At 69.9% G+C, this 25,004-nt stretch carries 24 protein-coding genes; 11 read left to right on the top strand and 13 right to left on the bottom strand.

Translation table 11 applies throughout. The annotated features are described in order from the left end of the window. Position 1: 1 nt before the first annotated feature. From OG589_RS19710 to OG589_RS19690, 5 genes are all read right to left on the bottom strand, one after another. Positions 2 to 1,204 carry an acyl-CoA dehydrogenase family protein gene (locus tag OG589_RS19710; protein WP_405151064.1) on the bottom strand — a complete coding sequence of 401 codons (1,203 nt, stop codon included), beginning with the start codon at positions 1,202 to 1,204 and terminating at the stop codon, positions 2 to 4. Further along, positions 1,204 to 1,980, bottom strand: coding sequence for an SDR family NAD(P)-dependent oxidoreductase (locus OG589_RS19705; protein WP_405151062.1), 777 nt, complete (start codon positions 1,978 to 1,980; stop codon positions 1,204 to 1,206). Before OG589_RS19705 ends, OG589_RS19710 begins: the two co-directional genes overlap by 1 nt. Then, positions 1,977 to 2,834 carry a CoA-transferase gene (locus tag OG589_RS19700; RefSeq protein ID WP_405151060.1) on the bottom strand — a complete coding sequence of 286 codons (858 nt, stop codon included), beginning with the start codon at positions 2,832 to 2,834 and terminating at the stop codon, positions 1,977 to 1,979. The genes OG589_RS19705 and OG589_RS19700 overlap by 4 nt, the downstream gene beginning before the upstream one ends. After that, positions 2,831 to 3,745, bottom strand: a complete 915-nt coding sequence (locus OG589_RS19695; protein ID WP_405151058.1) for a CoA transferase subunit A — start codon at positions 3,743 to 3,745, stop codon at positions 2,831 to 2,833. Before OG589_RS19695 ends, OG589_RS19700 begins: the two co-directional genes overlap by 4 nt. 104 nt (positions 3,746 to 3,849) lie before the next feature. After that, positions 3,850 to 4,647 (bottom strand): enoyl-CoA hydratase/isomerase family protein, encoded by a 798-nt coding sequence (locus OG589_RS19690; protein ID WP_405151056.1) that lies wholly within the window; start codon positions 4,645 to 4,647, stop codon positions 3,850 to 3,852. Positions 4,648 to 4,839: 192 nt separating this feature from the next. Between OG589_RS19690 and meaB the strand changes: the two genes are divergently transcribed. From meaB to OG589_RS19670, 4 genes are read left to right on the top strand one after another with little or no spacing between them, the layout of a single operon-like run. After that, complete coding sequence (gene meaB, locus OG589_RS19685; RefSeq protein WP_405151054.1) at positions 4,840 to 5,838, top strand: methylmalonyl Co-A mutase-associated GTPase MeaB; 999 nt, start codon at positions 4,840 to 4,842, stop codon at positions 5,836 to 5,838. Further along, on the top strand, positions 5,835 to 7,502 hold the full coding sequence (locus OG589_RS19680; RefSeq protein ID WP_405151052.1) for an acyl-CoA mutase large subunit family protein: 1,668 nt from the start codon (positions 5,835 to 5,837) through the stop codon (positions 7,500 to 7,502). The genes meaB and OG589_RS19680 overlap by 4 nt, the downstream gene beginning before the upstream one ends. 46 nt (positions 7,503 to 7,548) lie before the next feature. Next, the gene (locus OG589_RS19675; RefSeq protein ID WP_405151050.1) at positions 7,549 to 7,956 is read left to right on the top strand and encodes a cobalamin B12-binding domain-containing protein; all 408 of its coding nucleotides are present in this window, start codon (positions 7,549 to 7,551) and stop codon (positions 7,954 to 7,956) included. Positions 7,957 to 8,009: 53 nt separating this feature from the next. Next, the gene (locus OG589_RS19670; protein ID WP_405151048.1) at positions 8,010 to 8,819 is read left to right on the top strand and encodes an SDR family oxidoreductase; all 810 of its coding nucleotides are present in this window, start codon (positions 8,010 to 8,012) and stop codon (positions 8,817 to 8,819) included. 97 nt (positions 8,820 to 8,916) lie between these two features. On the opposite strand, the gene OG589_RS19665 is transcribed toward OG589_RS19670, so the two are convergent. The 4 genes from OG589_RS19665 to OG589_RS19650 form a co-directional block, all read right to left on the bottom strand. After that, entirely contained in the window at positions 8,917 to 9,375 is a 459-nt protein-coding gene (locus OG589_RS19665; RefSeq protein WP_405151046.1) for a nuclear transport factor 2 family protein, read from the bottom strand. A 97-nt stretch (positions 9,376 to 9,472) separates the two neighbouring features. Then, positions 9,473 to 10,012 (bottom strand): VOC family protein, encoded by a 540-nt coding sequence (locus OG589_RS19660; RefSeq protein ID WP_405151044.1) that lies wholly within the window; start codon positions 10,010 to 10,012, stop codon positions 9,473 to 9,475. After that, positions 10,009 to 11,160, bottom strand: coding sequence for an acyl-CoA dehydrogenase family protein (locus tag OG589_RS19655; protein ID WP_405151042.1), 1,152 nt, complete (start codon positions 11,158 to 11,160; stop codon positions 10,009 to 10,011). The genes OG589_RS19660 and OG589_RS19655 overlap by 4 nt, the downstream gene beginning before the upstream one ends. Positions 11,161 to 11,198: 38 nt before the next feature. Then, positions 11,199 to 12,758 (bottom strand): class I adenylate-forming enzyme family protein, encoded by a 1,560-nt coding sequence (locus tag OG589_RS19650; protein ID WP_405151040.1) that lies wholly within the window; start codon positions 12,756 to 12,758, stop codon positions 11,199 to 11,201. Positions 12,759 to 12,883: 125 nt separating this feature from the next. On the opposite strand from OG589_RS19650, the gene OG589_RS19645 reads away from it, so the two are divergent. After that, positions 12,884 to 14,419, top strand: coding sequence for a class I adenylate-forming enzyme family protein (locus tag OG589_RS19645; protein WP_405151039.1), 1,536 nt, complete (start codon positions 12,884 to 12,886; stop codon positions 14,417 to 14,419). 93 nt (positions 14,420 to 14,512) lie between these two features. Here OG589_RS19645 and OG589_RS19640 read toward each other — a convergent pair whose 3' ends face one another. The 4 genes from OG589_RS19640 to OG589_RS19625 form a co-directional block, all read right to left on the bottom strand. Then, entirely contained in the window at positions 14,513 to 15,310 is a 798-nt protein-coding gene (locus tag OG589_RS19640) for an enoyl-CoA hydratase/isomerase family protein (RefSeq protein ID WP_405151038.1), read from the bottom strand. 25 nt (positions 15,311 to 15,335) lie between these two features. After that, positions 15,336 to 16,358, bottom strand: a complete 1,023-nt coding sequence (locus OG589_RS19635; RefSeq protein ID WP_405151036.1) for a phosphotransferase family protein — start codon at positions 16,356 to 16,358, stop codon at positions 15,336 to 15,338. Further along, positions 16,355 to 16,828 (bottom strand): hypothetical protein, encoded by a 474-nt coding sequence (locus tag OG589_RS19630; RefSeq protein WP_405151034.1) that lies wholly within the window; start codon positions 16,826 to 16,828, stop codon positions 16,355 to 16,357. Before OG589_RS19630 ends, OG589_RS19635 begins: the two co-directional genes overlap by 4 nt. Positions 16,829 to 17,056: 228 nt before the next feature. Then, positions 17,057 to 18,142: an LLM class flavin-dependent oxidoreductase gene (locus OG589_RS19625; protein ID WP_405151033.1), complete on the bottom strand. Its 1,086-nt coding sequence runs from the start codon at positions 18,140 to 18,142 to the stop codon at positions 17,057 to 17,059. A gap of 90 nt (positions 18,143 to 18,232) precedes the next feature. Here OG589_RS19625 and OG589_RS19620 point away from each other — a divergent pair, with 90 nt between their 5' ends. The 6 genes from OG589_RS19620 to OG589_RS19595 all read left to right on the top strand — a co-directional run bounded on the left by OG589_RS19620 (position 18,233) and on the right by OG589_RS19595 (position 24,881). After that, positions 18,233 to 19,225 carry a hypothetical protein gene (locus tag OG589_RS19620; protein WP_405151031.1) on the top strand — a complete coding sequence of 331 codons (993 nt, stop codon included), beginning with the start codon at positions 18,233 to 18,235 and terminating at the stop codon, positions 19,223 to 19,225. After that, complete coding sequence (locus OG589_RS19615) at positions 19,222 to 20,229, top strand: zinc-binding alcohol dehydrogenase family protein (RefSeq protein ID WP_405151029.1); 1,008 nt, start codon at positions 19,222 to 19,224, stop codon at positions 20,227 to 20,229. The genes OG589_RS19620 and OG589_RS19615 overlap by 4 nt, the downstream gene beginning before the upstream one ends. 9 nt (positions 20,230 to 20,238) lie before the next feature. After that, complete coding sequence (locus OG589_RS19610; protein WP_405151027.1) at positions 20,239 to 21,387, top strand: acetyl-CoA C-acetyltransferase; 1,149 nt, start codon at positions 20,239 to 20,241, stop codon at positions 21,385 to 21,387. A 97-nt stretch (positions 21,388 to 21,484) separates the two neighbouring features. Continuing rightward, entirely contained in the window at positions 21,485 to 22,276 is a 792-nt protein-coding gene (locus OG589_RS19605; protein WP_405151026.1) for an enoyl-CoA hydratase/isomerase family protein, read from the top strand. Between the two features lie 48 nt (positions 22,277 to 22,324). Further along, entirely contained in the window at positions 22,325 to 23,101 is a 777-nt protein-coding gene (locus OG589_RS19600) for an SDR family NAD(P)-dependent oxidoreductase (RefSeq protein ID WP_405151024.1), read from the top strand. Between the two features lie 97 nt (positions 23,102 to 23,198). Then, positions 23,199 to 24,881, top strand: coding sequence for an FAD-dependent oxidoreductase (locus OG589_RS19595; RefSeq protein WP_405151023.1), 1,683 nt, complete (start codon positions 23,199 to 23,201; stop codon positions 24,879 to 24,881). The last annotated feature ends 123 nt before the right edge of the window (positions 24,882 to 25,004 follow it).

Here is a 25,004-nt window from a genome sequence, read left to right as displayed (position 1 = left end):
GTCATCCCTGGTCGCGGGCCGCCGAGCGGCGGCGTACGGCACGCTGGGCGATGGACATGCGATGCACCTCGGAGGCGCCGTCGTAGATGCGGAACGGGCGGACCTCGCGGAGGAACAGCGAGAGCGGCAGGTCGTGCGAGATGCCGAGGGCACCGTGGATCTGGACGGCCCGGTCGACGATGCGCCCCACCGCCTCCGCGACGAACGTCTTGGCGATCGACGTCTCGGCGGAGGCGCGCTCCCCCTGGTCGAGCAGCCACGCGGCGTGGGTGATCAGGCTCCGGGAGGCGGCCAGGTCGATCTCGCTGTCCGCGAGCATCTGCTGGGTCATGCCGAGCTGGGCGAGCTTGCCGCCGAACGCCTCGCGCTCGGCGGCGCGGTCCAGAGCCATGTCCTGGGACCGCTGGGCGAGGCCGAGCCAGCGCATGCAGTGGGTCAGCCGGGCGGGCGCGAGGCGGACCTGCGCGTAGGCGAACCCTCGGCCGACCTCGCCGAGCACGGCGTCGGGGGCGACCCGGCACTCGTCGAACTCCACCTCGCCGTGGCCTCCGGTGAAGCCGATGTCGAGGCTGCCGACGTGCCGGACGACCCGCATCCCGGGGTTGCCCGCGTCGACGAGGAACATCGTCGCCCCGGCGGGCTGCCCTTGGTGCTCGGGCGTGAGGGCCATGCAGATCGCCCAGGCCGCGCCGTCGGCCCCGGTGATGAACCACTTCTTCCCGTTGACCACCCAGGCGTCACCGTCCCAGCGGGCCGTCGTGCGCAGCATGGAGGGGTCGGAACCCGCTCCGGGGCTCGGCTCGGTCATCGCGAAGCAGGAGCGGACCGCGCCGCTCACCAAGGGAGCGAGGTACTTCTCCTGCTGCGCGGGCGTGGCGACCTTGTGCAGCAGGTGCATGTTGCCCTCGTCGGGCGCCGCGCAGTTGAGCGCGAGCGGGCCGAGGAGGCTGTACCCGGCCTCGCGCAGGATCACCGACTGGGCGGTGGTGTCGAGACCGAGCCCGCCCCACCGCTTCGGCGCGGTGGGGGACAGGAGACCCGCGGCGGACGCCGCCTCCTGCAGCCGGCGGCGCGACTCCTCCGTCGGGGACGTCCCGGAGGCGGCCAGTTCCCGCTCGGCCGGGATGACCTCGTCGCGTACGAACGCCCGGACGCGGTCCCGCAGCTCCAGGGTCTCCGGATCGGGGGTGAGGTCGACGGCCACTACTGCGCCGTCCAGCCGCCGTCGACGATCAGGCTGGATCCCGTGATGTAGCTGCCCGCGTCGGACGCGAGCAGCAGCAGGGCTCCGACCAGCTCGTCGGCCTCGCCGAGGCGGCGCATCGGGATGCTGGCGTGCGCGGCGGCCGCGGCCGCCTCGTTCTCCCTGATCGCCGCCGTCATGTCGGACACGATCAGCCCGGGGACCAGCGCGTTGACGCGGATGCCGCGCCGCAGCGTCCACTGCATGGCGAGGTCGCGGGTGATGCCGAGCAGTCCGGCCTTGGACGCGCTGTACGCCGGCTGCGGGGCGTCGGTGGAGACCAGGCCGAGGACCGACGAGACGTTGATGATGGAGCCGCCGTGCTTCGCGTCGATGCACGCCCGGCCGAAGGCCTGCGCCATCTGGTAGGCGCCGGTCAGGTTGACCTGCAGGACGCGGGCGAACTCGGCGGGGTCGTCCTTGTGCGTGGGTACGACCCGGCTGATCCCGGCGTTGTTCACCAGGATGTCCACGTCGCCGAGCTGCTCGCGCGCCGCGGCGACCAGCCCCGCGCAGTCCGCGGGGTCGGCCACGTCGGTGGGGACGGCGACGCAGCGGCGGCCGAGGGACTCGACCTTGCGCTTGGTGTCCTGAAGGAGCTCCACGCGGCGGGCGCCGAGCGCGATGTCGGCGCCGGCCTCGGCCAGGGCCAGGGCGAACGTGACGCCGAGCCCCGACGAGGCGCCGGTCACGATCGCGACCTTGCCCTCCAGGCTGAACCGGTCGAAGACGCTCATGAGGCGGCCGCCTTCGCGCTCGCGCGCTCCCACTCGGCGTCCAGGATGCCCTTGAGGTAGGCCAGGCGGTCCTTGCCGGAGACGAAGTCGAACTTCACGGTACCGAACGGGTCGATCTTGGTGCGCAGCAGGTCGAGCTGCTCCCGCGTCGGCACGGCCGTGGTCGGCACGTCCTTCGGAACCTCCAGCTCGAAGCCGGTGCTCTCGACGACGGTCTTGACGTCGACGCCCGGGTGCACGCTCTCGATGCGGAACGGCCGGTCGTCCTCGTCCTTGACCAGGACGGCGAGGTTGGTGACGACGACGATCGGGCCCGGCTGCAGGCCGGCCGCCTCGCGCGCCTCGGCGCCGACCTTCCACCGGGTCCCGGTGACGAACTCGACCTTCTCGACCAGCGTGCGCGTGTTGTGGTTGCCGAAGTAGGCGATCATCTTGCGGTACATCTTGATCACCTCGGCCGCGCCCGCGCCGCCGGGTAGGCGGACCTTCGGCGAGTCGAACGGGCCGATCGTGGAGAGGTTGATCGCGCCGTCGCCGTCGAACTGGGCCGAGGACACGGCCTCGACGCCGCCATGGTTGGCCAGGTGGATCGAGTTGACCTCGGTCAGCATGCCCCAGCGGCAGGCCGCGCCCTTGTACGCCGCGGCCTCGGCACCGGTGAACGAGAGCTGGATGGGGGCCATGCCCACCGCGTCGAAGCCGGCCATGTAGGCGCCCTTGGCGTGGGTGAGCTTGGCCAGCATGTACGAGGCGTAGGCGAGGGGGGTGAAGGATCCCATGACGGTGACGCCCTGCTCGTCGACCTCCGCCGCGACGCGGCAGGTCATGAGCTCGTGGATCTCGTAGTCGGTCATACCTGTGCTCCTTCGATGACCTCGGCGACGTCCACGAGCGCGGCGAGCACGTGGTCGCGTCCCTTGAGGACCCGGGTCCGGTAGTTCTCCTCGCTCTCGCCGCGGATCTGGTCGATGTAGCCGGAGAACGAGGGGCCCGCCGCGGCCGCCGCGTAGTCCATGATCTCCCAGGCGTCCATGGCGTAGCGCGGGACGTGCGAGGTGGGGTGTGCCCCGAACGGTGCCTCGATGACCGCATTGACATAGAAGCCGGGGAGCTTGGTCATGTGCGCGTTTGCCACGATCACGCTGCGGTCGACGACCTCCTCGCAGGTGACGATGACCTTCTTCGCGGCCTTCGCCATCTCCACGTCGGGGCCGGAGGTGTTGTCCCACTGCGCGTTGCCCTCGGCGTCGGCGCGCAGGGCATGCACGATCGCGACATCGGGCTGGATGGCGCGGACCGCGGTGAGCTCCTCGCCCGTGAACGGGCAGGTGGTCGTCGCGTAGATGTCCGGGTAGCGGGCCGGGATGTCGGAGCCGAAGGGGCCGCGGTAGGGGAGGAAGGGGACTCCGCGTCCCTGCGCCTCCAGGCCGATCAGCAGGCCGAGGCCGGTGTACTCGGTGAACGGCAGCTTCCCGGACTCCACGGCCTTGCGCACGTTCGGGGCGAGGCCGAAGGCCTCCAGGGTGACCATGGCGAAGGACAGGTGGCCGAGCGTCCCGGCGGCGGCCATCAGGTCCATGTCGGCCGAGCCGACGACCGTGATCGCGTGGATGTCCTTGCGTCCGGCGCGGATCAGCTCGCGGACCGCGGCCATGGGGTGGTTGGCGAACCAGCCGCCGCCGAAGGCCACGGAGTCGCCGTCCCGGACGAGGTCCCCGAGTGACTCCAGGGGCACGACCTTGTCGGGCATCTTGCTTTCGCTCATGGCTCCACCACAGTTCTCTGGTCGGACACGGTTCCTCCTCGGCGGGTTGCGATCCGCAATCTATCGTTAAACGTCAGATGCGTAAAGCGGCCGGGAGGGTCGCCTCACCGGTTCAGTCCGCGCAGGCCCTTCGCTTCCATGAAGTCGGAGATGCTGGTCCACACCTCGTCCTGGCGGAGCATGACCTGGTCGGCGATGGCCTCGATGTCGGCGGCGCGCCGGGGGTCGAGGCGGGGGCCGCAGTCGATGGCGACGCATGCGAAGTACGCGGAGGGCCAGGGGAGTTGCTCGATGGACGAGGCGATCTTGTCGAGTTCCTCCTGGAGGCTGTCATGCTCGACGACCCGGCTCACGATCCCGGCGCGCAGCGCCTCCTCGGCGTCGATCACGCGGGAAGTGAGGATCATGTCCTTGGCGAACGCCTCCCCGGTCGCGCGGGCGAGCCTGCTGGTGCCGCCGACGTCGGGGACGATGCCCATGCGCATCTGCGGCATGGCGAAGACGGCGCGGTCGCCGGCGATCCGGATGTCACAGGCGAGCGCCAGCTCCAGGCCGGCGCCGATGACGGGGCCGTTGATCGCCACGACGCTCGGCTGGGGGACACGCTCGAAGCGGTCCACGATGTTGGCCCAGCGGCGGATGAACGAGGGATAGCTGCCCTTCTCGACCTCCAGCGAGGCGCCGATCGCCCCGAAGTCGACACCCGCGCAGAAGGCGGGCCCGTTGCCGGTGAGGGTGACCACACGCAGGTCGTCGCGCGTCTCGACATCGGCCATGACCTGGTCGAGCTCGTCCCAGGCGGCGAAGGTGAGGGCGTTCCGCTCGTCGGGCCGGTCCAGCGTGATGTCGAGGCGGGTTCCCGAATCCGCGAGCGTCAGGGTCTCCAGACCTTCGGTCGTCATGTCCGTCTCCTAGGTGCCTGTGGTGGCCTCGGCCGCGGGAGCGCCGAGATGCGGCAAGAATATGCTATGTAACGTATAACGTAAGCAAATACACACCGGTCGTGCCGGGGCGTGAACGCTCTGGCGTTCGGGCGCGATGTATGTAAGACTGACGTTGAACGTAAACAATCAAGTTTGTCTGTTGGGGGAGCCGTGGACGCCGCGACCAGCCCGGCGAGCCAGGTGGCCGCCGGGAGCGTGCTGCACGCGGGCCGGCTGATCACCGGGATCGAGAACGGGCACGCCGTCGCCCGCGTCGCCCTGCGCGAGCTGGCGGAGCACCGCGGCAGGGCGCAGCTCATCGGCGTCACCGGGCCACCCGGCGCGGGCAAGAGCACGCTCGTGGCGTCGCTCATCCGCGAGTTGAGGGGCCGGGGCCGGACGATCGGAGTGATCGCCGTCGATCCGTCAAGCCCGTTCAGCGGCGGGGCCCTGCTCGGCGACCGCGACCGGATGCTCGAAGCGTCCAGCGGGGACCGGGGGGTCTTCATCCGTTCCCTCGCCTCGCGCGGCGCCTCGGGCGGGCTCGCCGCCGCCGTCAACGACGCGGTCGACGTGATGGACGCGATGGGCAAGGACGTCGTCATCGTCGAGACCGTGGGCGTCGGCCAGGGCGAGTTCGAGATCGCCAAGATCGCGCACACCGTGATCCTGGTGCTCGTTCCTGGATACGGCGACGCACTGCAGGCCATGAAGGCCGGCATCACCGAGATCGCCGACGTGGTGGCCGTCAACAAGGGCGACTCGCCCGGCGCGGACCAGACCGTCAAGGACCTGTCCGCGCAGGGCTTCGAGCGGACCGACCCCAGCGGTGGCAAGCCCTGGAGCGTCCCCGTCGTCAAGGTCTCCGCACTGCGTCACGAGGGCGTCGCCGAGCTCGTCGCGGCGGTCGACGAACACTACGCGGCCACTGGCGAGACGCAGTGGAGGGTCGTGGGCGAACGTGCCCGCCGGCACGCGCAGTTCATCGCCTTCGTCGGCGACCGGCTCCGCGAAGAGCTGCTCGGGGCCGCGGGATCGGCCCTCGGCGACCGGCACCTGGCCGATCCCTACGGGGCGGCCGAGCGTTACGTCCAGGAACTGCTCCAAGCCCACCACTGGCTCACGACCCAGCCTCGCGCCGAGGCCGCCCCAGGAACGGAGACGAAGTGACATCTCTGCTGAGCAGCAAGTTCGAGGCTGCGAAGGAGGCGTGGGCCGCGCGCCGCGCCCGCTACGCCGACAGACTGCGACCGGCCAAGACGATCTCGGGACTCCCCGTGAAGACCGTCTACACCCACGAGGACACGGCCGGCTCCAACCTTGAGGAGATGCCGGGCGTCTACCCCTTCACCCGCGGTCTGCACCCGGACGGCTACGCCCTGACGCCGTGGATGCAGCAGATGGTCTTCGGCTACGGGACCATCGAGGAGACCCGCGAGAAGATGGAGAAGATGGTCGCCGAAGGGATGGAGGGATACTTCGGCCACAAGGTCTTCAACACCGTCTACGACATTCCCGCCATGTACGGCATCGACGCCGACCACCCCGAGGCCGCAGGCAACATCGGCCAGTGCGGGGTGCACATGAGCACCGGTGACGACTACGACGAGCTGGTCCGCGACTGGGACCTGAAGTCCACCAACTTCTCGATGATCACCGGCGACAACTGCCTGCCCGCGCTCGCGCTGCTGGCCGCCGCCGTGGAGCGCCGCGGCGAGCCGACGGCGCTGATGCACGGCAACTCGATGAACTGGTACCCGCGTATCGCCGTCCAGGACGTCCCGTCCTGGGAGCCCAAGTGGGGCTACGCCCTGATGATCGACCTGATCAAGTGGGCCAAGGACAACGCTCCCGACTGGAACCCGGTCAACATCTTCATGTACGGCCTGTCCGAGGCGGGCGCCACGCCCGTGCAGGAGCTGGCCTACGGGCTCTCCTGGGGCAAGTCGATCATCGACGCGGGTCTGGCCGCGGGCCTCGCGCCCGACGAGTTCATCGGCCGTCTGTCCTTCCAGATCGGCTGCACGGTCAACGTCTTCGAAGAGGTCGCCAAGTTCCGCGCGCACCGCCGCATGTGGGCGAAGCTGTGCAAGGACGCCGGTGTCACGAAGCCGTCGAACATGCACGCCCGCGTCCATGTGCACACCAGCGGGTACGTCCTCACCCAGCAGCAGCTGATGAACAACAACGCCCGCATCACGCTGCAGACCCTGGCCGCGGTGCTCGGCGGTGTCCAGTCCATCCACACCTGCTCCTACGATGAGGCCGTCGGTGTGCCGACCGAGGAGTCGCACCGCACCGCGCTGCGCACTCAGCAGATCCTCATGTGGGAGAGCGGCGTGCGCGACGTCGCCGACCCCCTCGGTGGCTCCTGGTTCGTCGAGAAGCTGACCGACGACATGGAGGCCGAGGCCTGGAAGATCTACGAGGATCTCGAGGCCTCCGGCGGGTACCGCGAGGGCATCGAGACCGGCGAGGTCAAGCGGAACATCGACAACGCGTCGTACGAGATGAAAAAGCTGATCAACAGCGGTGAGCTCCCGGTCGTCGGGGTGAACCGGTACGTCTCGGACGAGACGGAGAACTACGAGCCGTTCCGTATCGACGAGTCCATCGAGGACAAGGCCAAGGCCCGCCTCGACGCCTACCGGGCGAAGCGGGACCAGGCCGCGGTCGACGCCGCGCTGGAGGACGTCAGGACCGCCTGCCAGGCGCTCAAGGACGGCACGGGGCCGCTGATGCCCGCGCTGGTCGAGGCGGCACGCAAGGGCGTGACCAACGGCGAAATGATGGTGCCGATGCGCGAAGCGTTCGGCTGGTACGTCAGCGAGTGAGCCTGCACACCGCAGAGCGACTGGCACGTCAGGCAAGGAGTAAGCCGTGTCCAAAGAGCACATCAAGGTCCTGCTGGCCAAGAAGAAGATCGACGTCCATGGGCGCGGTTCGAAGCTGATCGCGCGTGAACTGCGCGACGCGGGCATGGAGGTCGTCTACTTCCGGTTCGGGGTCCCGGAGGAGATCGCCGAAGCGGCGCTCCAGGAGGACGTCGACGTGGTGGCCGTCAGCATCATGACCAGCGGGCAGACGCAGATCGCCCGTGCCCTGATCCCGGCGCTGAAGGAGCGCGGTATGGACCAGGTCCTGGTCATCATGGGCGGCATCATCCCGGAGGTGGACTTCGAGCCGCTGCAGGACCTGGGCGTCCACCGCAGCTTCCCGCCGGGGCTTCCGGGCGGTGTGGTCGCCGAGTACATCCGGGAGAACGTCGGAACGGCCACCCTGGCCTAGTCCGGAGTCCGGCGTGTACGTATCGCGAATCGTCATCGGTTGAGGGGATCATTGTGGCAACGCTGTCGGGAGTGGACGGCAAGGGAATCGTCGTCACCGGTGGTGGCGGTGGGCTCGGGTCGGCCATGGCCGCCGAGTTCTGCCGGCTCGGTGCCCGGGTGGTCGTCTGCGGGCGGACCAAGGACACCCTGAACGAGACCGTCCAGGCGATCGAGGCGGAGCTCGGCCCGGGCAAGGCGTTCGCGGTCACCGTGGACGTGCGCGACCCCGCCTCCGTGGCGGCGATGGCCGACGAGGCCACCGAGCTGCTCGGCGCGGTCGACGGGCTCGTCAACAACGCCTCGGGACTCTTCCCGGTCAAGGCGGAGAAGCTGACCTCGAACGGGTTCGACTCGGTCATCAAGATCGTGCTCAACGGGACCTGGCACTGCACCTCCGAGGTCGGCCGGCGCTGGCTGGAGGCAGGCCGCGAGGGAGCGGTGGTCAACGTGCTCACGCCCTACGCCTGGATGGGGGCGCCGGGCATTGTGCACAACGCGTCGGCCAAGGGCGGCGTCCTCGCCATGACCCGTACGCTCGGCGCGGAGTGGTCGGGCCGGGGCGTCCGGGTGAACGCGATCGCGCCGGGGTGGATGCCCGTGGGCGGCACGGACTTCCTCGCGGGGGATCCGGCGGTCCGTCAGCGGCTGATCGACGCGATCCCGGCAGGCCGCCTGCTGAAGGCGGAGGAGACCGCCCGCGCCGCGGCGTACCTGCTGTCCGACGACGCGTCCTACGTGGTCGGGGAGGTGCTCACCATCGACGGCGGGCACCACCTGTCGAAGGGGCTCTACGAGTTCATCGACGAGCTGCCCGGCCGGTAGGCGGGGCACGCGGCGCCGCGCGACAGGAGCGGCGAAGCGAAATGAGCGGGGCTCCCGGGTTCGACCCGGGAGCCCCGCTCATTCGCGTTCGTGCCGCTCAGTCCGTCGCGGCCCGCGGGTGCGGGTACCAGCGGCCCGCGGCGGCCTCGGCCGCCTTGCCGCGGTACAGGAAGGCGAACGAGCGCTGGGCGAAACGCCAGCCCTCCTCGGTCCTGACCAGGCTGTCGGTGTAGACGCCGGTGAACGCGAAGGCGTTGCCGGCGCCGTCGGCGGCGGTCTCGGAGACGTACCAGGTCGCGGTGGCGTTGTCGCCGTCGACGTCCACGTGCCCGCTGTGGGTGAGCTGGATCAGGCGCTGGAAGTTCTTGAGCAGGCCGGCCAGCACACCGCTGATCGCCTCGCGGCCCGTCGCCGTGGGGACGCCGGGAACGTGCCACTCCCCGTCCTTCGTGAACAGGCCGGCCAGCTCCTCGGGCGCGCGCCGGTTGACGGCGTCGGTGAAGCGCGCGGTGAGGTCGCGGATCTCGATCTGGCTGATGACATGGTCGGAGACCACGGGCACTCCTCGGATGGGGTCAGGTCAGGGGTCGGACAGGAGGTGGGCACGGCCGGCCGGCACCGGTCGGGCCGGGCTCCGTCGGGCACCGGGCCGGTCAGGGACTGGGGATGCCGCACCCGTTGGGGGCATTGCCGGCCAGGACGTCGTCGAGCGTGTAGCCGGTGGCCGGGCCGTGGTCGGGGCCGGGACGCGCGATCTGGAGCAGCGTGCCGTACGCCTCGCGCGGGTGCAGGAAGACCTCGTGCCAGTCGGGATCGGCCACGGACGCTCCGTGTACCCGGTAGCCGAGCCCTTCGAGGGCGGTGATCGTCTCCGTCATGTTCCGCACCGTGAAGGTGACGTGGTGCAGCCCGCCGAGGGAGCTGCGCTCGAAGAAGCTGTCGAGGAACGCCGACCCTTCGAGCGGTTCGAGGAGTTCGACCTTGCCGCCGCCCCGGAACCGCAGCTGCAGTCCCCGGTAGCCGACCCGGACGTTGTCGCCGCCGAGGTAGAACTCACCGCCCAGCATGTCCCGGTACAGCGGCAGCAGGTCCCGGATCCGGTGGGCGGCCACGGCCGCGTGGTCGAACGCGGCGTCCAGCGGGAGCCCCGGGAGCCGCGGGAGCCTCGGGCGCCGCGGAAGCGCGGGAGTCACAGCCCCCGCCGCCCGAGCTGCTTGGCGATCATGTTGCGCATGATCTGGTTCGTCCCGCCGGCGATCTCGTACAGCTTGGTCTCGCGCCAGTAGCGCTCCATCCCGTACTCGACCATGTAGCTGTAGCCGCCGAGGATCTGCATGCCGCGGGCGGCGCACCTGGTGCCGGCCTCGGAGCCGTGCACCTTGGCCATCGAGGCCTCCAGCGTGCAGTCGAGGCCCTGGTCGAGCCGCCAGGCGGCCTGCCAGGTGATCAGCCGCGCGGTCTGCACGTCCATCGCCATGTCGGCGAGCATGTGCCCGACCGCCTGGTGCTCGATGATCGGCTTGCCGAACTGGACACGCTCCTTGGCGTACTTCAGCGCCATGTCCAGCGCGCCCTGGCCAAGGCCCGTGCCCTCGGCGCCGACGTAGATCCGCTCGGCGTCGAGGAGGTCGAAGATGATCCTGGTGCCCTGGCCGGGCTCGCCGACGAGGTTGCCGGCGGGCACCCGGACGTCGTTGAGGAATACCTCGCACGTGTGGGTGGACTGGCCCGCGAGCTTGCGCAGCGGCCGGACCGTGACGCCCTCGGCGCCCTTGGGGACGAGCAGGACGGACAGGCCCTTGGAGGACGTCGCGCCGGGATCGGTCCTGACGAAGGCGAAGATGTAGTCGGCGGTGTCGGCGCCGGTGGTGAAGACCTTCTGCCCGCTGATGACGTAGTCGCCGCCGTCGCGCACCGCGCGGGTGGACAGGTGGGTGAGGTCGGAGCCGGCCTCCGGCTCGGACAGGCCCATGGCGATACGGACGGTCCCGGCCGCGACCTGCGGAAGGATCTCCTTCTTCTGTTCGTCGGTCCCGAACCTGGCGATGCCCTTGGCGCAGAACGTGGCCGTGGGGAGCCAGGCGTAGGCGAGGGCGGCGCTGGCGCGGGCGACCTCCTCCACGGCGATGCAGATGGAGATCTGATCCGCGTCCGACCCGCCGTACTCCTCTCCGAACGCCAGCCCGCACAGGCCCAGCTCGGCCGCTCTGCGATACAGCTCGGAGTTGAACTCCTCGTCGCGGTCGAAGCGCGCGACCTCGTCGATGGGCGCGGCCTCCTCGAAGAACGCCCGCAGGGTCTGCCGCAGTTGCTGGTGCTCCGCGCTGATGCTGAAATCCATGCCGCCTCCTGGCGTGCTACCGCGTACTTGTGCTGGGGTCAGGGGCGGCCGGGTTTCACCCGGGCCCGGCGCAGTTCCTTCTTGAGGATCTTTCCGGTGGCGCTGATGGGCAGCGCGTCGACGAACTCGACCGAGCGCGGCTTCTTGTAGCCCGACAGGCGCCCGGCGGCGAAAGCGATCAGCTCGTCCTCGGTCAGGGCCGACCCCTTGCGGAGGCGCACGATCGCGTGGATCGCCTCGCCCCAGGTCTCGTGCGGGATGCCGATGACGGCCACGTGCTCCACCTCGGGGTGGTCCTGGAGGACGCGCTCGACCTCGATGCTGAACACGTTGATGCCCCCGGTGATGATCATGTCCTTGAGCCGGTCCACGATCGTGATGAAGCCCTCGGCGTCGACGACCGCGAGATCGCCGGTCTTGAACCACTCGCCTTCGTGGCACTTGGCGGTCTCTTCCTCCATCCGGTAGTAGCCGGGGGAGATCGAGTCACCGCTCAGCCAGATCTCGCCCGAGGTGCTGCCGTCGTGCGGCACGTCGTGACCCTCCAGGTCGACGACGCGGAGCTTGATCAGGACGTAGGGCTTGCCGACCGAGGACAGTCTGCGTACCTGCTCCTCGCTGCCCGAGGTGAACTGGTTCTCGGGGCGCAGGACCGCGCCGCACGAGTAGCTCTCGGCCATGCCGTACAAGGGGAAGAAGACGTCGCCGACGACTTCGCGGGCCCGCTTGAGCGTTTCGACGGAGAACGGTGAGCCGCCGGAGATGATGCCGCGCAGGGAGGACAGGTCGTAGTTCTCGATGCCCGGTGCGGAGACCACCATCTGCACCATCGTCGGAACGATGATCGTATTGGTGACCCCGTACTCCTGGACCAGGCGGGGGAACTCGGCCGGGTCGAACGCCGGGGGGACCACGGTGCGGCCGCCCTTCATCATCACCGGGTGCAGCCCGGCCGGGCCGCCGGGGTTGAAGAAGAGGGGGATGCACTGCAGCGCGGTGCCGCGCTCGGGGATCGGCAGCTCCGCGAGCCAGTTGAGCATGGCGGCGATCGCGTTGCGATGGGTGAGGATGGCGCCTTTGGGGACTCCGGTCGTGCCGCTGGTGGCGCCGAGCTGGTAGATGTCGTCCTCGTCGACGGTGACGGCCGGCGGGCCGGCCGGGGCCTCGCCGATCAGCCGCTCCAGGTCCAGGTCAAAGCCGTGGTCGCCGCCGAAGCCGATGACGTGCTTGACCGAGGGCACGTCGGGCAGCCAGGCGCGGGCGGTCTCGGCGAGGTCGGCGTGGACCAGGACGGCGACCGGTTCGACGTAGGACAGGTACGAGGAGATCTCGTACGCCGCTTGACGGATGTTGGTGGCCGCGCCGATGACGCCCGACTTCGCCGTGGCGAAGAAGAACTCGATGTACTCTCCGCAGTTCGGGGCGAAGATCGCGAGCCGGTCGCCCTTGGCGAGTCCGAGGGCGGTCAGGGCGCCCGCGAACCGGTCGGTGCGGACATCCAGGTCCGCCCAGGACCTGGTGGCGCCCCCCGGCACCACGACGGCCGGCTCGTTTCCGAAGAACATGGCGTTGCGGCGAACGATGTCGCTGACCAGCATCCAGCTACTCCTCGCGTTCAGGGAGCCGGGTCCGCCCCCCTGGTGCTCTCGATGCGGTCACTGTAACTTAATCTAACGCTGAACGTAATGTGTTGATTCATTTTTTGTGTGAGGCGGGTGGTGACATGCGTTATCTCGATCTTGTCCGCGCGGCGGCGACCCGGTTCGGGGACAAGACGGCGGTGGTGGGCGATGACCGGCGGATCTCCTTCGCCGAGCTGGACGATCAGGTGGGGCGGCTGGGGGCCGTCCTCCGGGACGCCGGCCTGCGGCCGGGTGACAGGGTGGCGCTGCTCGCCGCCAACGAACCGGAGTACCTGGAGATCCAGGCCGCGTGCCTGCGCTCCGGCTTCGCCCTGGTTCCGCTGAACGTCAGGCTGGCCCAGCGCGAGCTGCACTTCATTCTCACCGACTGCACCCCGTCCCTGCTGGTCGTGGGCCGTCGCGAGGAGAGGCGGGGAGCCGCGCTGGCCCGTGAGGCCGGGATCGCGAACGTGCTCGGGCTCGGCGGCCCGCGGGAGATCCCCTCGTACGACGCCGCGCTGGATGCCGCGAGCGCCGGGCCTGCCGCCGATCCGGACGATCCCGAGCTGCCCGCCACGATCCTGTACACCTCGGGCACCACCGGCTCGCCCAAGGGTGCCGTCATCGACCGGCTCGGGTTCACCGCCCGCGTGATGGTCAACGCGGTCGAACTGGAGGTGCGGTCCGACGACGTGCACCAGGCCAGCCTGCCGATGTTCCACATCGCCGCGTTCCTCGCCTACGCGCACACCCTCGCCGGTGCCACGGTGGTGATGCTGCCGGAGTTCGAGCCCGCTCTCGCGCTGCGCACCATGGAGCGCGAGCGGGTCACCACCACGGTCCTGGTCCCCACGATCATCGCCATGCTGCTCGACAACCCGGCCATCGACGGGATCGACCTGTCCGCCCTGCGCCTGATCATCTACGGCGGCTCGTCGATCGAGCCCGGGCCGCTGCGCCGGGCTCTGGAACGCTTCGGCTGCGGCTTCCACCAGCAGTACGGCATGACCGAGACAGGCGGGCAGACCATCCTGCGCCCCGCCGACCACGACTCGGCCGACATCGAGCGCCTGGCGTCGGCGGGTACGGAGGCGGCGTCGCTCGAGGTCATGGTCGTCGACGACGAGGACGTACCGGTCGCCCGGGGCGAGGTCGGCGAGATCGTCTGCCGCGGCCCCTCGGTGATGCTGCGCTACTGGAACCGGCCCGAGGCCACCGCGGAGGCGCTGCGCGGCGGCTGGATGCACACCGGTGACATGGGCTACCGCGACGGCCGCGGCTACCTGCACATCACCGACCGGCGCAACGACATGATCATCACCGGCGGGGAGAACGTGTACCCGCGCGAGGTGGAGGCGGTGCTGGTGGAGCACCCGGACATCACCGAACTGGCGGTGGTCGGCGTGCCGGACCCCAAGTGGGGCCAGGTGGTCACCGCCGTCGTGGTCGGTGACGCCCCTCCGGACGACGAGCTGGGCACCTGGGCCAGGGAGCGGATGGCCGGCTACAAGGTCCCGCGCCGGTGGGTGAGGGTGGACGGGCTGCCGCGCAACGTCACCGGCAAGGTGCTCAAGCACCAGCTGCGCACGGAGCTGTCGGAGCTGTCGGCGCGGACGGAGCGGCCGGAGCCGGAGTGACCGGAGCGGCCGGGACGGACACGTCCGCCCGTGACCGGGGGTGGCCACGGGCGGACGTGCGTTCCGGGTGGCCCGCACCCGCGCCGGTGGGGGTCAGTCGCCGCGGAACCGAGGTGGGCGCCGCTCCAGGAAGGACCGCACGCCTTCGGTGAAGTCGTGGGTCTCCCACAGCTCGGTGACCCGCTCCTGCTCCAGGTCGAGCTGCTCCGCGAGCCCCAGCACCGTCGCCCGGTCGACCAGCTCGCGCACCCGCAGCAGGGCCAGCGGGGGCGCCGCGGTCAGCGTCCCGGCGAGCCGCTGGGCCTCCTCCAGTGCCGAGCCGTCGGGGACGACGGACTCGGCCAGGCCGAGCGTCACCGCCTCGTCGGAGCCGACCGGCTGGTTGCGCAGCAGCAGCGAGACCGCCCGGGACGAGCCGAGCATCCGGGTCAGGAAGTACGAGACACCCCCGTCCGGGGACGCCCCGATGCCCATGTAGCCGGGGATCAGCCGGGCGCCCTTGCCGACCACGCGAAGGTCGGTGGCGAGGGCGAGGCCCATACCGGCCCCGACCGCGGGGCCCTCGACCGCCGCGATCAGAGGGACCGGCAGGCCGCGCAGCCGCTTGATGGAGCCGTGCAACCCCGCGACCAGGGGCGTGAGGACGGGCGCCGGGTCCCCGGCAAGGGCCCGGCCGACCAGGGACAGGTCCGCGCCGGCGCAGAACGTGGCGCCCCGCCCGGCGAGTACGAGGGCACGAGCCCCCCGCTCGACGAGGGACGCCGCCGCCGCCCCGAGGGATTCCACCAGCTCGACCGTGAGGGCGTTCCGCTGCTCCGGCCGGTTCAGCTCGATCGTTCCCACCCGGTCGGTGAGCGAGGTCACCAAGGCTGAGTTCTGTTCCGGTGACAAGGAGAGCTCCTTCGGGACGGGCGGCTCAGTAGCCGATGGTGCGCAGGCCGTGGTCCATGCACATGTAGGGGACGCCCATGCCGAGGCGGGCGAACGTGGCGTCGCGCGTCTCGTCCGGGCCGAACTGGTTGAGCAGCGGGAACGATGTGCAGACGTACTCCGCGTCGATGAAGACCGAGTAGTACTTGATCCGGTCCTCGTCGATCCGCAGGCCGCTGGCCTTTTCGTAGACCTCGAACATCTCGTCGCGCGGCAGCAGCGCGTCCGCGCCCCGCCACAGGGCCGAAGCCCAGTCCTTCATCGGGTCGCCGAGGTGGGCCTGCTCCCAGTCGGTGAGCGCCACCACCTGGTCGCCCCGGTAGATGAAGTTGCCGATGCCGACGTCGCCCCACACCAGGGAGGTGCGCTGGACCTCGGCCGGCACGTTGCGCTTCAGCCACGAGAACAGCGCCTCGACCACGGGCATCGGCTCGGGGTCCGCGGCGCGGTAGGCCTCCTCGTAGTGGGCCAGTTCCAGCAGGGCGCAGTCCTCGGGGCGCTGCGGCACGGCCATGAACTCACCGAGCCCGGCGCCGTCCCAGTCGAGGGTGTGCACGGCGGCGAGCTTCTCGGCGAGACCTGCGCCGATCCGGCGGCGCATCTCCTCGTTGCCCGGGGCGAACAGCTTCCCGGCCGACGCCGATCCGGCGACGGTGCGGCGTACGTAGAACGGGGCCCGGCCGATCAGCGAGGCGTCGGTCTCGTACCACAGCGCCTCGGCGACCGGGACCTGCGTCGGGGTCAGCGCGGCGAAGGTGCGGTACTCCCGCTCCAGGCCGACCGGGACGACGGAGCCCTCCGGGTGGTCCACGCGGAAGGTCAGCGCGTCGGTGAACGGCGCGCCGTCGCGGACTCCGGTGACACCGGCGAACCAGGTCTCCCGGGACATGCCGCCGACGTTGCGCTTGAGCGAGGTGATGTCGAGCGACTCGGCCTCGAGCCGGTCGCGGAGGTAGGCGCGGACGAGGCCGGTGTCGAGCCCGGCGACCGGGCTCTGCGCGGCGGTCATGACGCCACCGGCCCGAACGACATGAACAGCGGCTCGACCATCGGTTTGGTCCGGTCGACCTGGCGTCGTACCAGTCGGTGCACCTCGTCCCTCACTTCCCGCACGGCGGGGATCTCGTCTCGCGCGTCGGTCTCGTCCAGCCAGCGCATCACCGCGACGACGCTGCCGCGCAGCTCCTCATTGCGCGCGGTCGCCTCGCCGAGATCGCGGGTGGCCCGATCGGGGGCGGGTGAGAGCGCCAGTTCGGCCAGCTCTCCCCACCGGGGGCCGTCCGCGCCGGACTCCGCGCCCAGGGCGGCGGCCCGGCCCCCGATCGCCGCGAGGATGGCGATCATGTCCGCGCTGTCGGCGTCCAGCGCGTCCGTCTCACCGGCGAGGCGGAGCTGGAGGTGCTGGAGGACCAGGTCCATCGCGGTGCCGGTGTAGCGTGCCCAGCGGTCCTCGATCTTGGGGAGAAGGGTCTCGTTCAAGGAGAGGCGGAGGCTGGCCAGCAGTTCATCCGGTGACGGTCGCATAGGCACCTCTTCGGATCCGGGGCAGTACAGTACGGGCGAACCTAACGTGAAGCGTTAAGCAAACGCAAGAACCTCTTGTATGACGGCTAACGTCAATGGTCAAATATGGACCACGACCGTCGCTGAGCCGGGACCGCGCGACCGTTCCCCCGCGCCTGCCCGTCTCCGTCTCCGTGCGGCGTTTCAGGCACCCGTCGCGGCGAGGGTGCCGAGCTCGAGCAGCGGCTGGTAGGAGTCGAGCAAGGCCCGCCGGGCATCGGCAACGCTTCCCGCCTCGTAGCGCATACCGCTCACGTTGACGAACAGCACCTCGTCGACACTGCGGCTGTACTCGTGGATCCGGGCGATACAGTCCCCGGGCGTCCCCGCCACGACCAGCTGGTCGACCACCTCGTCGGTGACGGCGCGGCGTGCCGCGTCAAGGTCGCCGTCGCGGACGAGCCGATCCACCTCGTCGGCGACGCGCTCGTGGCCCTGCTGGCGCAGCAGGGAGTCGTAGTGGGGGTGAGGCTTGCCGGCATACAGGTTGACCACGGCCGCGCGGGCCGCGTCGCGGGCCCGTTCGGGGTCCTCGTCGACGGCGACCAGCGTCGCCATCATGACCCCGAAGTCGTCGCGGCCGGAGATCTGCCGGCAGGAGGCCGCGATCTCGGCGACGAACTCGGCCGACTGCAGGGTGCCGAGCGCGATGCCGTCGGCGATGGTCGCCGCCAGACGGGTCATCCGAGGCGCTGTGGCCGCGAGGTGAATCGGGATTGACGCGCGGAACGGGTCGGCCTGCGAGCGCCAGCCCGTCATCCGGTGGATCTCGCCGTCGTAGTCGACCTGCTCACCCCGCCGCGCGCGGGTGACGAGCCGCATGAGCTCGACGTACTCCCGCATCTTCGGCAGTGGCCGCCTGACGGGGACGCCCTGGTAGCTCTCGTTGGTGACCTTGTTGCCACTGCCCACGCCGAGCACCAGGCGGCCTTGGGACACCTCGTCGAGGTCGACGGCGCTCATGCCGGCGATCATCGGTGTCCGGGCGTGTGCGTTGAGTACGTACGGCCCGAGCGTGACCCGCTCGGTCCGCGCGGCCATCGCGGCCAGCGGAACGAAGCCGGATCGCCAGGCCTCGGCCACGTAGACCCCGTCGAACCCCGCTCCTTCGGCACGTGCGGCGAGCTCGGCCATGTCGGGCACGGTCATCCCGCCACCGCCGGCCAGCATCAAGCCGACCCGCACTTCCTGGCCGGGCACGGCCGCGTCCTTCGGGGGTCTCGGGTCCATAGAGTCTCCAACTCCTAAGATGTGACGTTCAACGTCAAAAATCTCCGTTAAAGTATTGCATAACATCTAACGTGAAGGGTGAAATGGGGCATGGCCATCACACCGATCCTCGCCGAAGACGAGTACATGCACGAGCCGACCGATCACCCGCAGTTCAATGAGTCGGCCTACTACAACTTCGTGGACGGTGAGTCCGGCTTCGCGGTCCTCATCAGGATGGGCAACCGCGTCAACGAGGGACACGCGGAAGTCACCGTCCTGCTCTATCTGCCTGGCGGCAAGGCCGCGATCCGCTTCGACAGGGCGAAGATCAGCGCCAACGACAGGTTCGAGGCGGCGGGTCTCAAGTTCGAGGTCGTCGAGCCGCTGCGGAAGATCAAGGTCACCTTTGACGGCACTTCGTACCTGCTGGGCAGGGGCACCGACCTCGAGAACCCGAAGAAGGCGTTCACCGAGAGCCCGATCGTCCCGGTCAAGCTCGAGCTGCACTACGAGAACGTCGTCCCGGTCTACGGGCTCGGCGGGGGCTCGGGCATCCAGGGCGCCGAGGACAGCATCGCGGTCGGTCACTACCAGGGCCCTTGCAGCGTCCAGGGCTGGGTCGAGGTCGACGGCGAGCGCCGCGAGATCAACGGCCTCGGCTTCCGCGACCACTCCTGGGGCCCGCGCAAGTGGCAGGGCCCGCACTACTGGCGCTGGATCTCCTGCATGGTCGACAAGAAGAACGGCTTCGTGGCCTGGAGCCAGAAGATCGGTGACACCCAGGCACCGGGCAATGGCATGGTCCTGCGTGACGGCGTCGTCGAGCTGGTCGACAAGGTCACCGTGAAGAGCGAGTACGGCGACGCGCCCTACTATCCGACCTCGATGCGCGTCTCCATGTGCACCGAATCGGGGGAGACGGTCGAGGCGAGCGGCACCGTCTACCACAACGTCCCGCTGCGCAACCGTCGCGACGGCGAGGTGGCACGCCTGGCCGAGGTCCTGGTGAAGCTCGACTACCAGGGCCGGACCGGCTACGGCATCTCCGAGTACCACGACCGCATGAACGACGGCATCCCCGCGGGGATGAACGAGGTATGAGCCGGACCATGAAGGGGCTGCGCTTCGCGGAGCACGGCGGTCCCGAGGTTCTGAGCTGGGATGACATCCCGGTCCCGGTTCCGGGCCCCGGCGAGCTGCTCATCGAGGTGCGCGCCTTCGCGATCAACTGGGCGGACCTGCTCGAGCGCGCCGGGAGGTATCCCGGTGCCCCGGAGCCGCCCTACGTCACCGGGCACGACCTCACCGGCGTGGTGGCCGGCACAGGACCGGGCACGAACGGTCCCGCGATCGGCGCCCGCGTCTTCGGGGTGATCCCGCGGGGCGGCGCCGCCGCGCAGTTCATGACCGCGCCGGCCGACCAGGTCTACCCGGTGCCCGATGCTCTCGACGACGCCCAGGCCGCCGGTGCCGCCGGCCCCTACCTCACCGCGGACGCGGCGATCGTGACCCTCGGCCGGCTGGAGAAGGGCGAGGACGTCCTGATCCACGCCGCGGCCGGCGCCTACGGCTCCGCCTGCGTGCAGATCTGCAAGGCATACGGGGCCGGTCGCGTCATCGCCACCGCCGGGTCGGACGCGAAGGTCGAGCGGATCAAGGAGTGGGGAGCGGACGTCGTCGTCAACTACACCGACGACGACTTCGTCGAGGTGGTCCGCGACGTCACCGGCGGTCGCGGGGTACCGCTGGTGCTCGAGTCGGTCGGAGGTGACGTCCTCGGCCGCAGCTTCGAGTGCGTGTCGCCCGGCGGCCGCCTGGTCAGCGTCGGCGCGAGCAGTGGCCGCAGCAGCGACCGGTTCCGTCTGCACACGCTGTTCGAGCTCGGCATCTCGGTGTCGGGCTTCACGCTTGGCAAGTGGCTGCTGGACAACCCCGAACTGGTCCGTCCCTCCGTGACCCGGGTCCTCGACCTCTTCGAGAACCGCCGCGTCGCCCCGGTGATCGCGCGGATCTTCCCCGCGTCGGAGATCGCCGCCGCACACGAGTTCCTCGCCGACCGGCGGTCCATCGGCCGCACGGTCGTCACCATGACACCCACTCCCTGAGAGCGAGAAATGGCCGAGGCCTACATCGTCGGTGCCGTCCGTACCCCCGTGGGGCGACGGAAGGGCAGCCTGAGTCAAGTCCACCCCGCCGACCTCGCCGGGCACGCCATCAAGGCCGCCGTCGAGCGCGCCGGTGTCGACGCCGGTGACATCGAGGACGTCATCCTGGGCTGCGTCGACCAGCTCGGCGCCCAGTCCACCAACGTCGCCCGTACCGCGTGGCTGTCGGCCGGCCTCCCGGAGCACGTTCCGGGCACCACGATCGACCGCCAGTGCGGCTCGTCGCAGCAGGCGGTCCACTTCGCGGCCCAGGGCGTCATGTCCGGCACCCAGGACCTCGTCCTCGCCGGTGGTGTCGAGGTGATGAGCCTGGTCCCGATCTCCAGCCCGGCGATCGTAGGCGAGCAGCAGGGTCTCGGCGCGCCCTACGACGGTCCCGGCTGGATCGACCGCTACGGTCCCCAGGAGGTCTCGCAGTTCCGCGGCGCCGAGCTGATCGCCGAACGGTGGGGCATCACCCGTGAGGCGATGGAGGAGTTCGCGCTCAGCAGCCACCATCGCGCGCTCGCGGCGCAGGCGGCCGGCGCGTTCGACGACGAGATCGTCCGGTTCGGTGACCTGACCGCCGACGAGGGTCCGCGCGCGGACACCACGCTGGAGAAGATGGCCGGCCTGAAGACCCTGACCGAGGGCGGACGGATCACCGCCGCCGTCGCCAGCCAGATCTCCGACGGCGCGGCCGCGCTCGTCATCGCCTCCGAGGACGCGGTCAGGCGCTACAACCTGTCCCCGCTGGCCCGGGTGCACACGATGACCGTGACCGGTGCCGATCCGATCCTCATGCTGAGCGCACCGATCCCGGCCACCCAGCAGGTGCTCAAGAAGGCCGGACTCTCGAGCGACGACATCGACCAGTACGAGATCAACGAGGCGTTCGCGCCCGTCGTGCTCGCCTGGGCTCAGGAGCTCGGCATCGACCCGGCCAAGACCAACCCGCTCGGTGGGGCGATCGCCCTCGGTCACCCACTCGGCGCGACCGGTGCGCGGCTGATGGCCACGCTCGTGCACAACCTCCGTCGTACGGGCGGACGCTACGGCCTGCAGACGATGTGCGAGGGCGGCGGTATGGCCAACGCCACGATCATCGAAGCACTCTGACCTGATTCCTCTCCCGCCTGGGAGCCGGGCGATCGTCTGTTGACATATTAACGTTTAACGTAAAAAATCAAATCCTATCACCGAGGAGCGATCTCAGATGGCTGACATGGAACGCGTCGACAAGGAGACGGTCTACGTCGAGAAGTACCCGGCGGACCGCTACGCGGTGGTCACGCTGCACCGTCCCGAGGTGCTCAACGCGGGCAGTCCGACGCTCTTCCGCGAGCTGGCCGAGACGATCCAGTCCTTCGAGGACGACGACGAGGTGCGCGCGGTCGTCCTGACCGGCGGCAACGGCAAGGCGTTCTCGGCCGGTGCCGACCTCGGCGGGATGACCTTCGACAACATGGGCACCTGCCGCCACTTCATCCGGCTGGCGCACGCGCCCTTCGAGGCGATCGAGCGCCTCGGCAAGATCGTCATCGCCGCGGTCAACGGCTACGCCTTCGGCTTCGGCACCGAGATCGCGCTCGCCTGTGACCTGGCCATCGCCTCCGACAAGGCGCGCTTCGGCCTGCGAGAGATGAACCACGGCCTGGTCCCGGCCGTCACGATCACCCGTGGTGTGGACATGATCGGGCGCCGACGCGTCGCGTGGATGGCCTACACCTCTGACGACATCAGCGCCGAGGAGGCGCGGGAACTCGGCTTCGTCAACAAGGTCGTCCCGCACGAGTCCCTCCTCGAGGAGTACACCGCGCTGGCCACACGTCTGGCCAAGCGCGCCCCGCTGGCGGTCGCGGCCACCAAGTGGACGCTGAACAAGGCCGCGGGCGGCCACTACCGCGAGGGCGAGAACCTGATGCCGGCGATCTTCGCGTCGGCCGATGTCGCCGAGGGCCGCAAGGCGTTCGAGGAGCGCCGCGCGCCGGTGTTCCGCGGCGAGTGATCCGCGAACGACCGGTTATCGCCCCCATTCGAGAGGATTCGAGCTTCCATGAGTGTGTTGGATCAGTTCAGGCTTGACGGGAAGGTCGCCATCGTCACCGGCGCCTCCTCCGGCCTCGGTGTCGGTTTCGCCCAGGCCCTGGCTGACGCCGGTGCCGACGTGGTGCTCGGCGCCCGTCGCGTCGACCGCCTCCAGGAGGTCAAAGGCAAGATCGACGCGATCGGGCGCCGCTGCGTCGCCGTCCCGACCGACGTCTCCAAGGTCGAGGACTGCAACGCCCTGGTCAACGCGGCGGTCGAGCAGCTCGGTGATGTGCACATCCTGGTGAACAACGCCGGTGTCGGCCACGCCGCCCCGGCGCACAAGGAGGACCCGGAGGACTTCACCCGGGTCATCGGCATCAACCTGACCGGCGCCTACTACATGGCCCAGGCCTTCGGCCGCCACTGCATCGCGGCGAAGCACGGCGGCTCGATCATCAACGTGTCGTCGGCGCTGGGCATCAGTGGTGGCGACATCCCCCAGGTGGCCTACTCCTCGTCGAAGGCCGGCATGAACGGGATGACCCGCGATCTGGCCATGCAGTGGTCGGGCCGGCGCGGTATCCGGGTCAACTCGCTGGCTCCGAGCTTCTTCTCCTCGGAGCTGACCGACCCGCTCCTGGCGTCCGAGGTCGGTACGGCCAAGGTGCTCGCCCGTACGCCCATGGGCCGTGTCGGGGAGACCCACGAGCTGTACGGCGCGCTGCTGCTGCTCGCGTCGGACGCGGGCTCTTACATCACGGGCATCACCCTGCCGGTCGACGGCGGGTGGAGCCTGCACTGAGGTGCTTGTCCGCGGTACGCCGGCCGCTCGTGGCTCCGGCGCGGGCGCGTGGAACGGGACGCATGCATCGGACGAGCACAGGAGAAGGAGACTCGATATGGCTGGATCCCCTGACGGCGGACACGTCATAGTCGTGGGAGCGGGACTGTCCGGTATCGCGACGGCCATCGGATCGGCGTTGCGCGGGTGCTCGGTCACAATCCTGGAAGCGGCTGACCTGGTGGGCGGTGCGGCGGCCTACTCCGGTGGCCAGGTCTGGGTCGGCGACAACCACGTGGCCCGGCGGGAGGGGATCGAGGACGACTCCCTGGGCCTGACCGAGCGGTATGTGCGCGACATCGCGCATGCGGCGCCGGAAGCGCTCGATCCGCGGGCGATGGAGCACTGGTTGACGGTGGCGCCGGAGGCGATGCGCTACTGGGAGGACATCGGCGCCATCCGCTGGACGGTGATCCCGGGCCTGGCCGACTACCACGCCGAGGCCGATGGCGCGCTCGGCGCCGGGCGGTATCTGACCAACGAGGTCATCGACGGCCGGATCCTGGGCGGCTGGCGGGAACGGCTACGGGTGAGCCCGTACTTCCCGGTGGGGACCACGTACGCGGAGATGTTCGTCGAGGGCCGCAGGGTGAGCGGCGACGACAGCGGCGACGGTGACGGCGCGCGTCACGAGGGCGCCCAGGGCTTCGGCCTCACCCGTGAGGCGCCGAAGTCGTCGGGTCGGGCCGAGGACACGCCCGACCCCCTGACCTTCGGCACCGGAGTGGTGGCGAGCTTCCTGGCCCGGGCGCTCCAGGAGAAGGCCATCGAGATCCTGACCTCCCATCCTGTGGCCGAGTTGCTGCGGGACGGCGAGGGTGGTGTCATCGGCGTGCGCGCGCAAGGGGAGCAGGGGCCGGTCGAGTACTACGGCCATGTGGTGCTGGCCACGAGCAGTTACGACTGGAACCCCGGCCTGGTCAGTGAACTGCTCGGGCTCGGTCCTGAGGACTTCGGGAGCATCGCCCCGCAGAGCCTGCGGGGAGACGGGATCACCCTCGCCCGCGCCGTCGGCGGTGCGGTGGCGAAGATCCCGCCGACCAGTGTCCCGATGCTGCCCGGGTGGGAGTCGGCACCGGGTGCCGGTTTCGCCTATGGTCCGGAGTTCGCGAAGCCCCATGCGATCATCGTGGACCGGATGGGCCGCCGCTTCTGCAACGACTCCTACTGGGTCGACATCGTGGCCAAGGCGCTCGACCCGGACGACCCGCACCTGCCGTTCTTTCTGATCTGGGACGAGCAGCACCATCGCAAGTACGGTCTGGGCGCCGTGCGGCCCGGCGGCGACTATCCAGAAGGGACGGTCACCTCCGCGCCCACGCTGCGCGAGCTCGGGGAGGCCCTGGGGATCGACGGTGTCCAGCTGGAGAACACCGCGGCCTCGTTCAACGAGCACGCCGAACGCGGCGAGGACCCGGACTTCGACCGGGGGACCCTGGACTACGTCCTCCGCTTCTACGGCGACGCCGCGCATCGCCCCAATCCGGTACTGGGAAGTGTGGCGAAGCCGCCCTTCCACGGGCTGCGACTGAGGTTCTTGGGGACCGGTATCGGGTCCAGCGGAGTGCACATCGACGAGGTCGGCCACGTGCTCGACGAGCAAGGGAAGGCCATCCCCGGGCTGCACGCGGTGGGATCGTGCGCCGCGCTGACCGCCGCGGGCAGCGGGTACAACAGCGGGTTCGCGCTGAGCCGGGGTCTCACCCTCGCCTACACCGTCGCCCAGGAGCTGGGCGCCTAGCCACCGGCGGGCGCTGTCGCACAGGCGCTCGCCGGCCGCACTACCTCGTGTCCATTTCGTGTCGAATTTCGCGGCGTTAAACGTTGTTACCTACCGTTGAACGTGAAATGCTCAATCGCCTAG

This window comes from Sphaerisporangium sp. NBC_01403, from assembly GCF_045040145.1.
Lineage (GTDB): Bacteria > Actinomycetota > Actinomycetes > Streptosporangiales > Streptosporangiaceae > Sphaerisporangium > Sphaerisporangium viridialbum.
The sequence above is the reverse complement of the archived record's forward strand: the minus strand, read 5'-3'. Positions and strand labels throughout refer to the sequence as shown.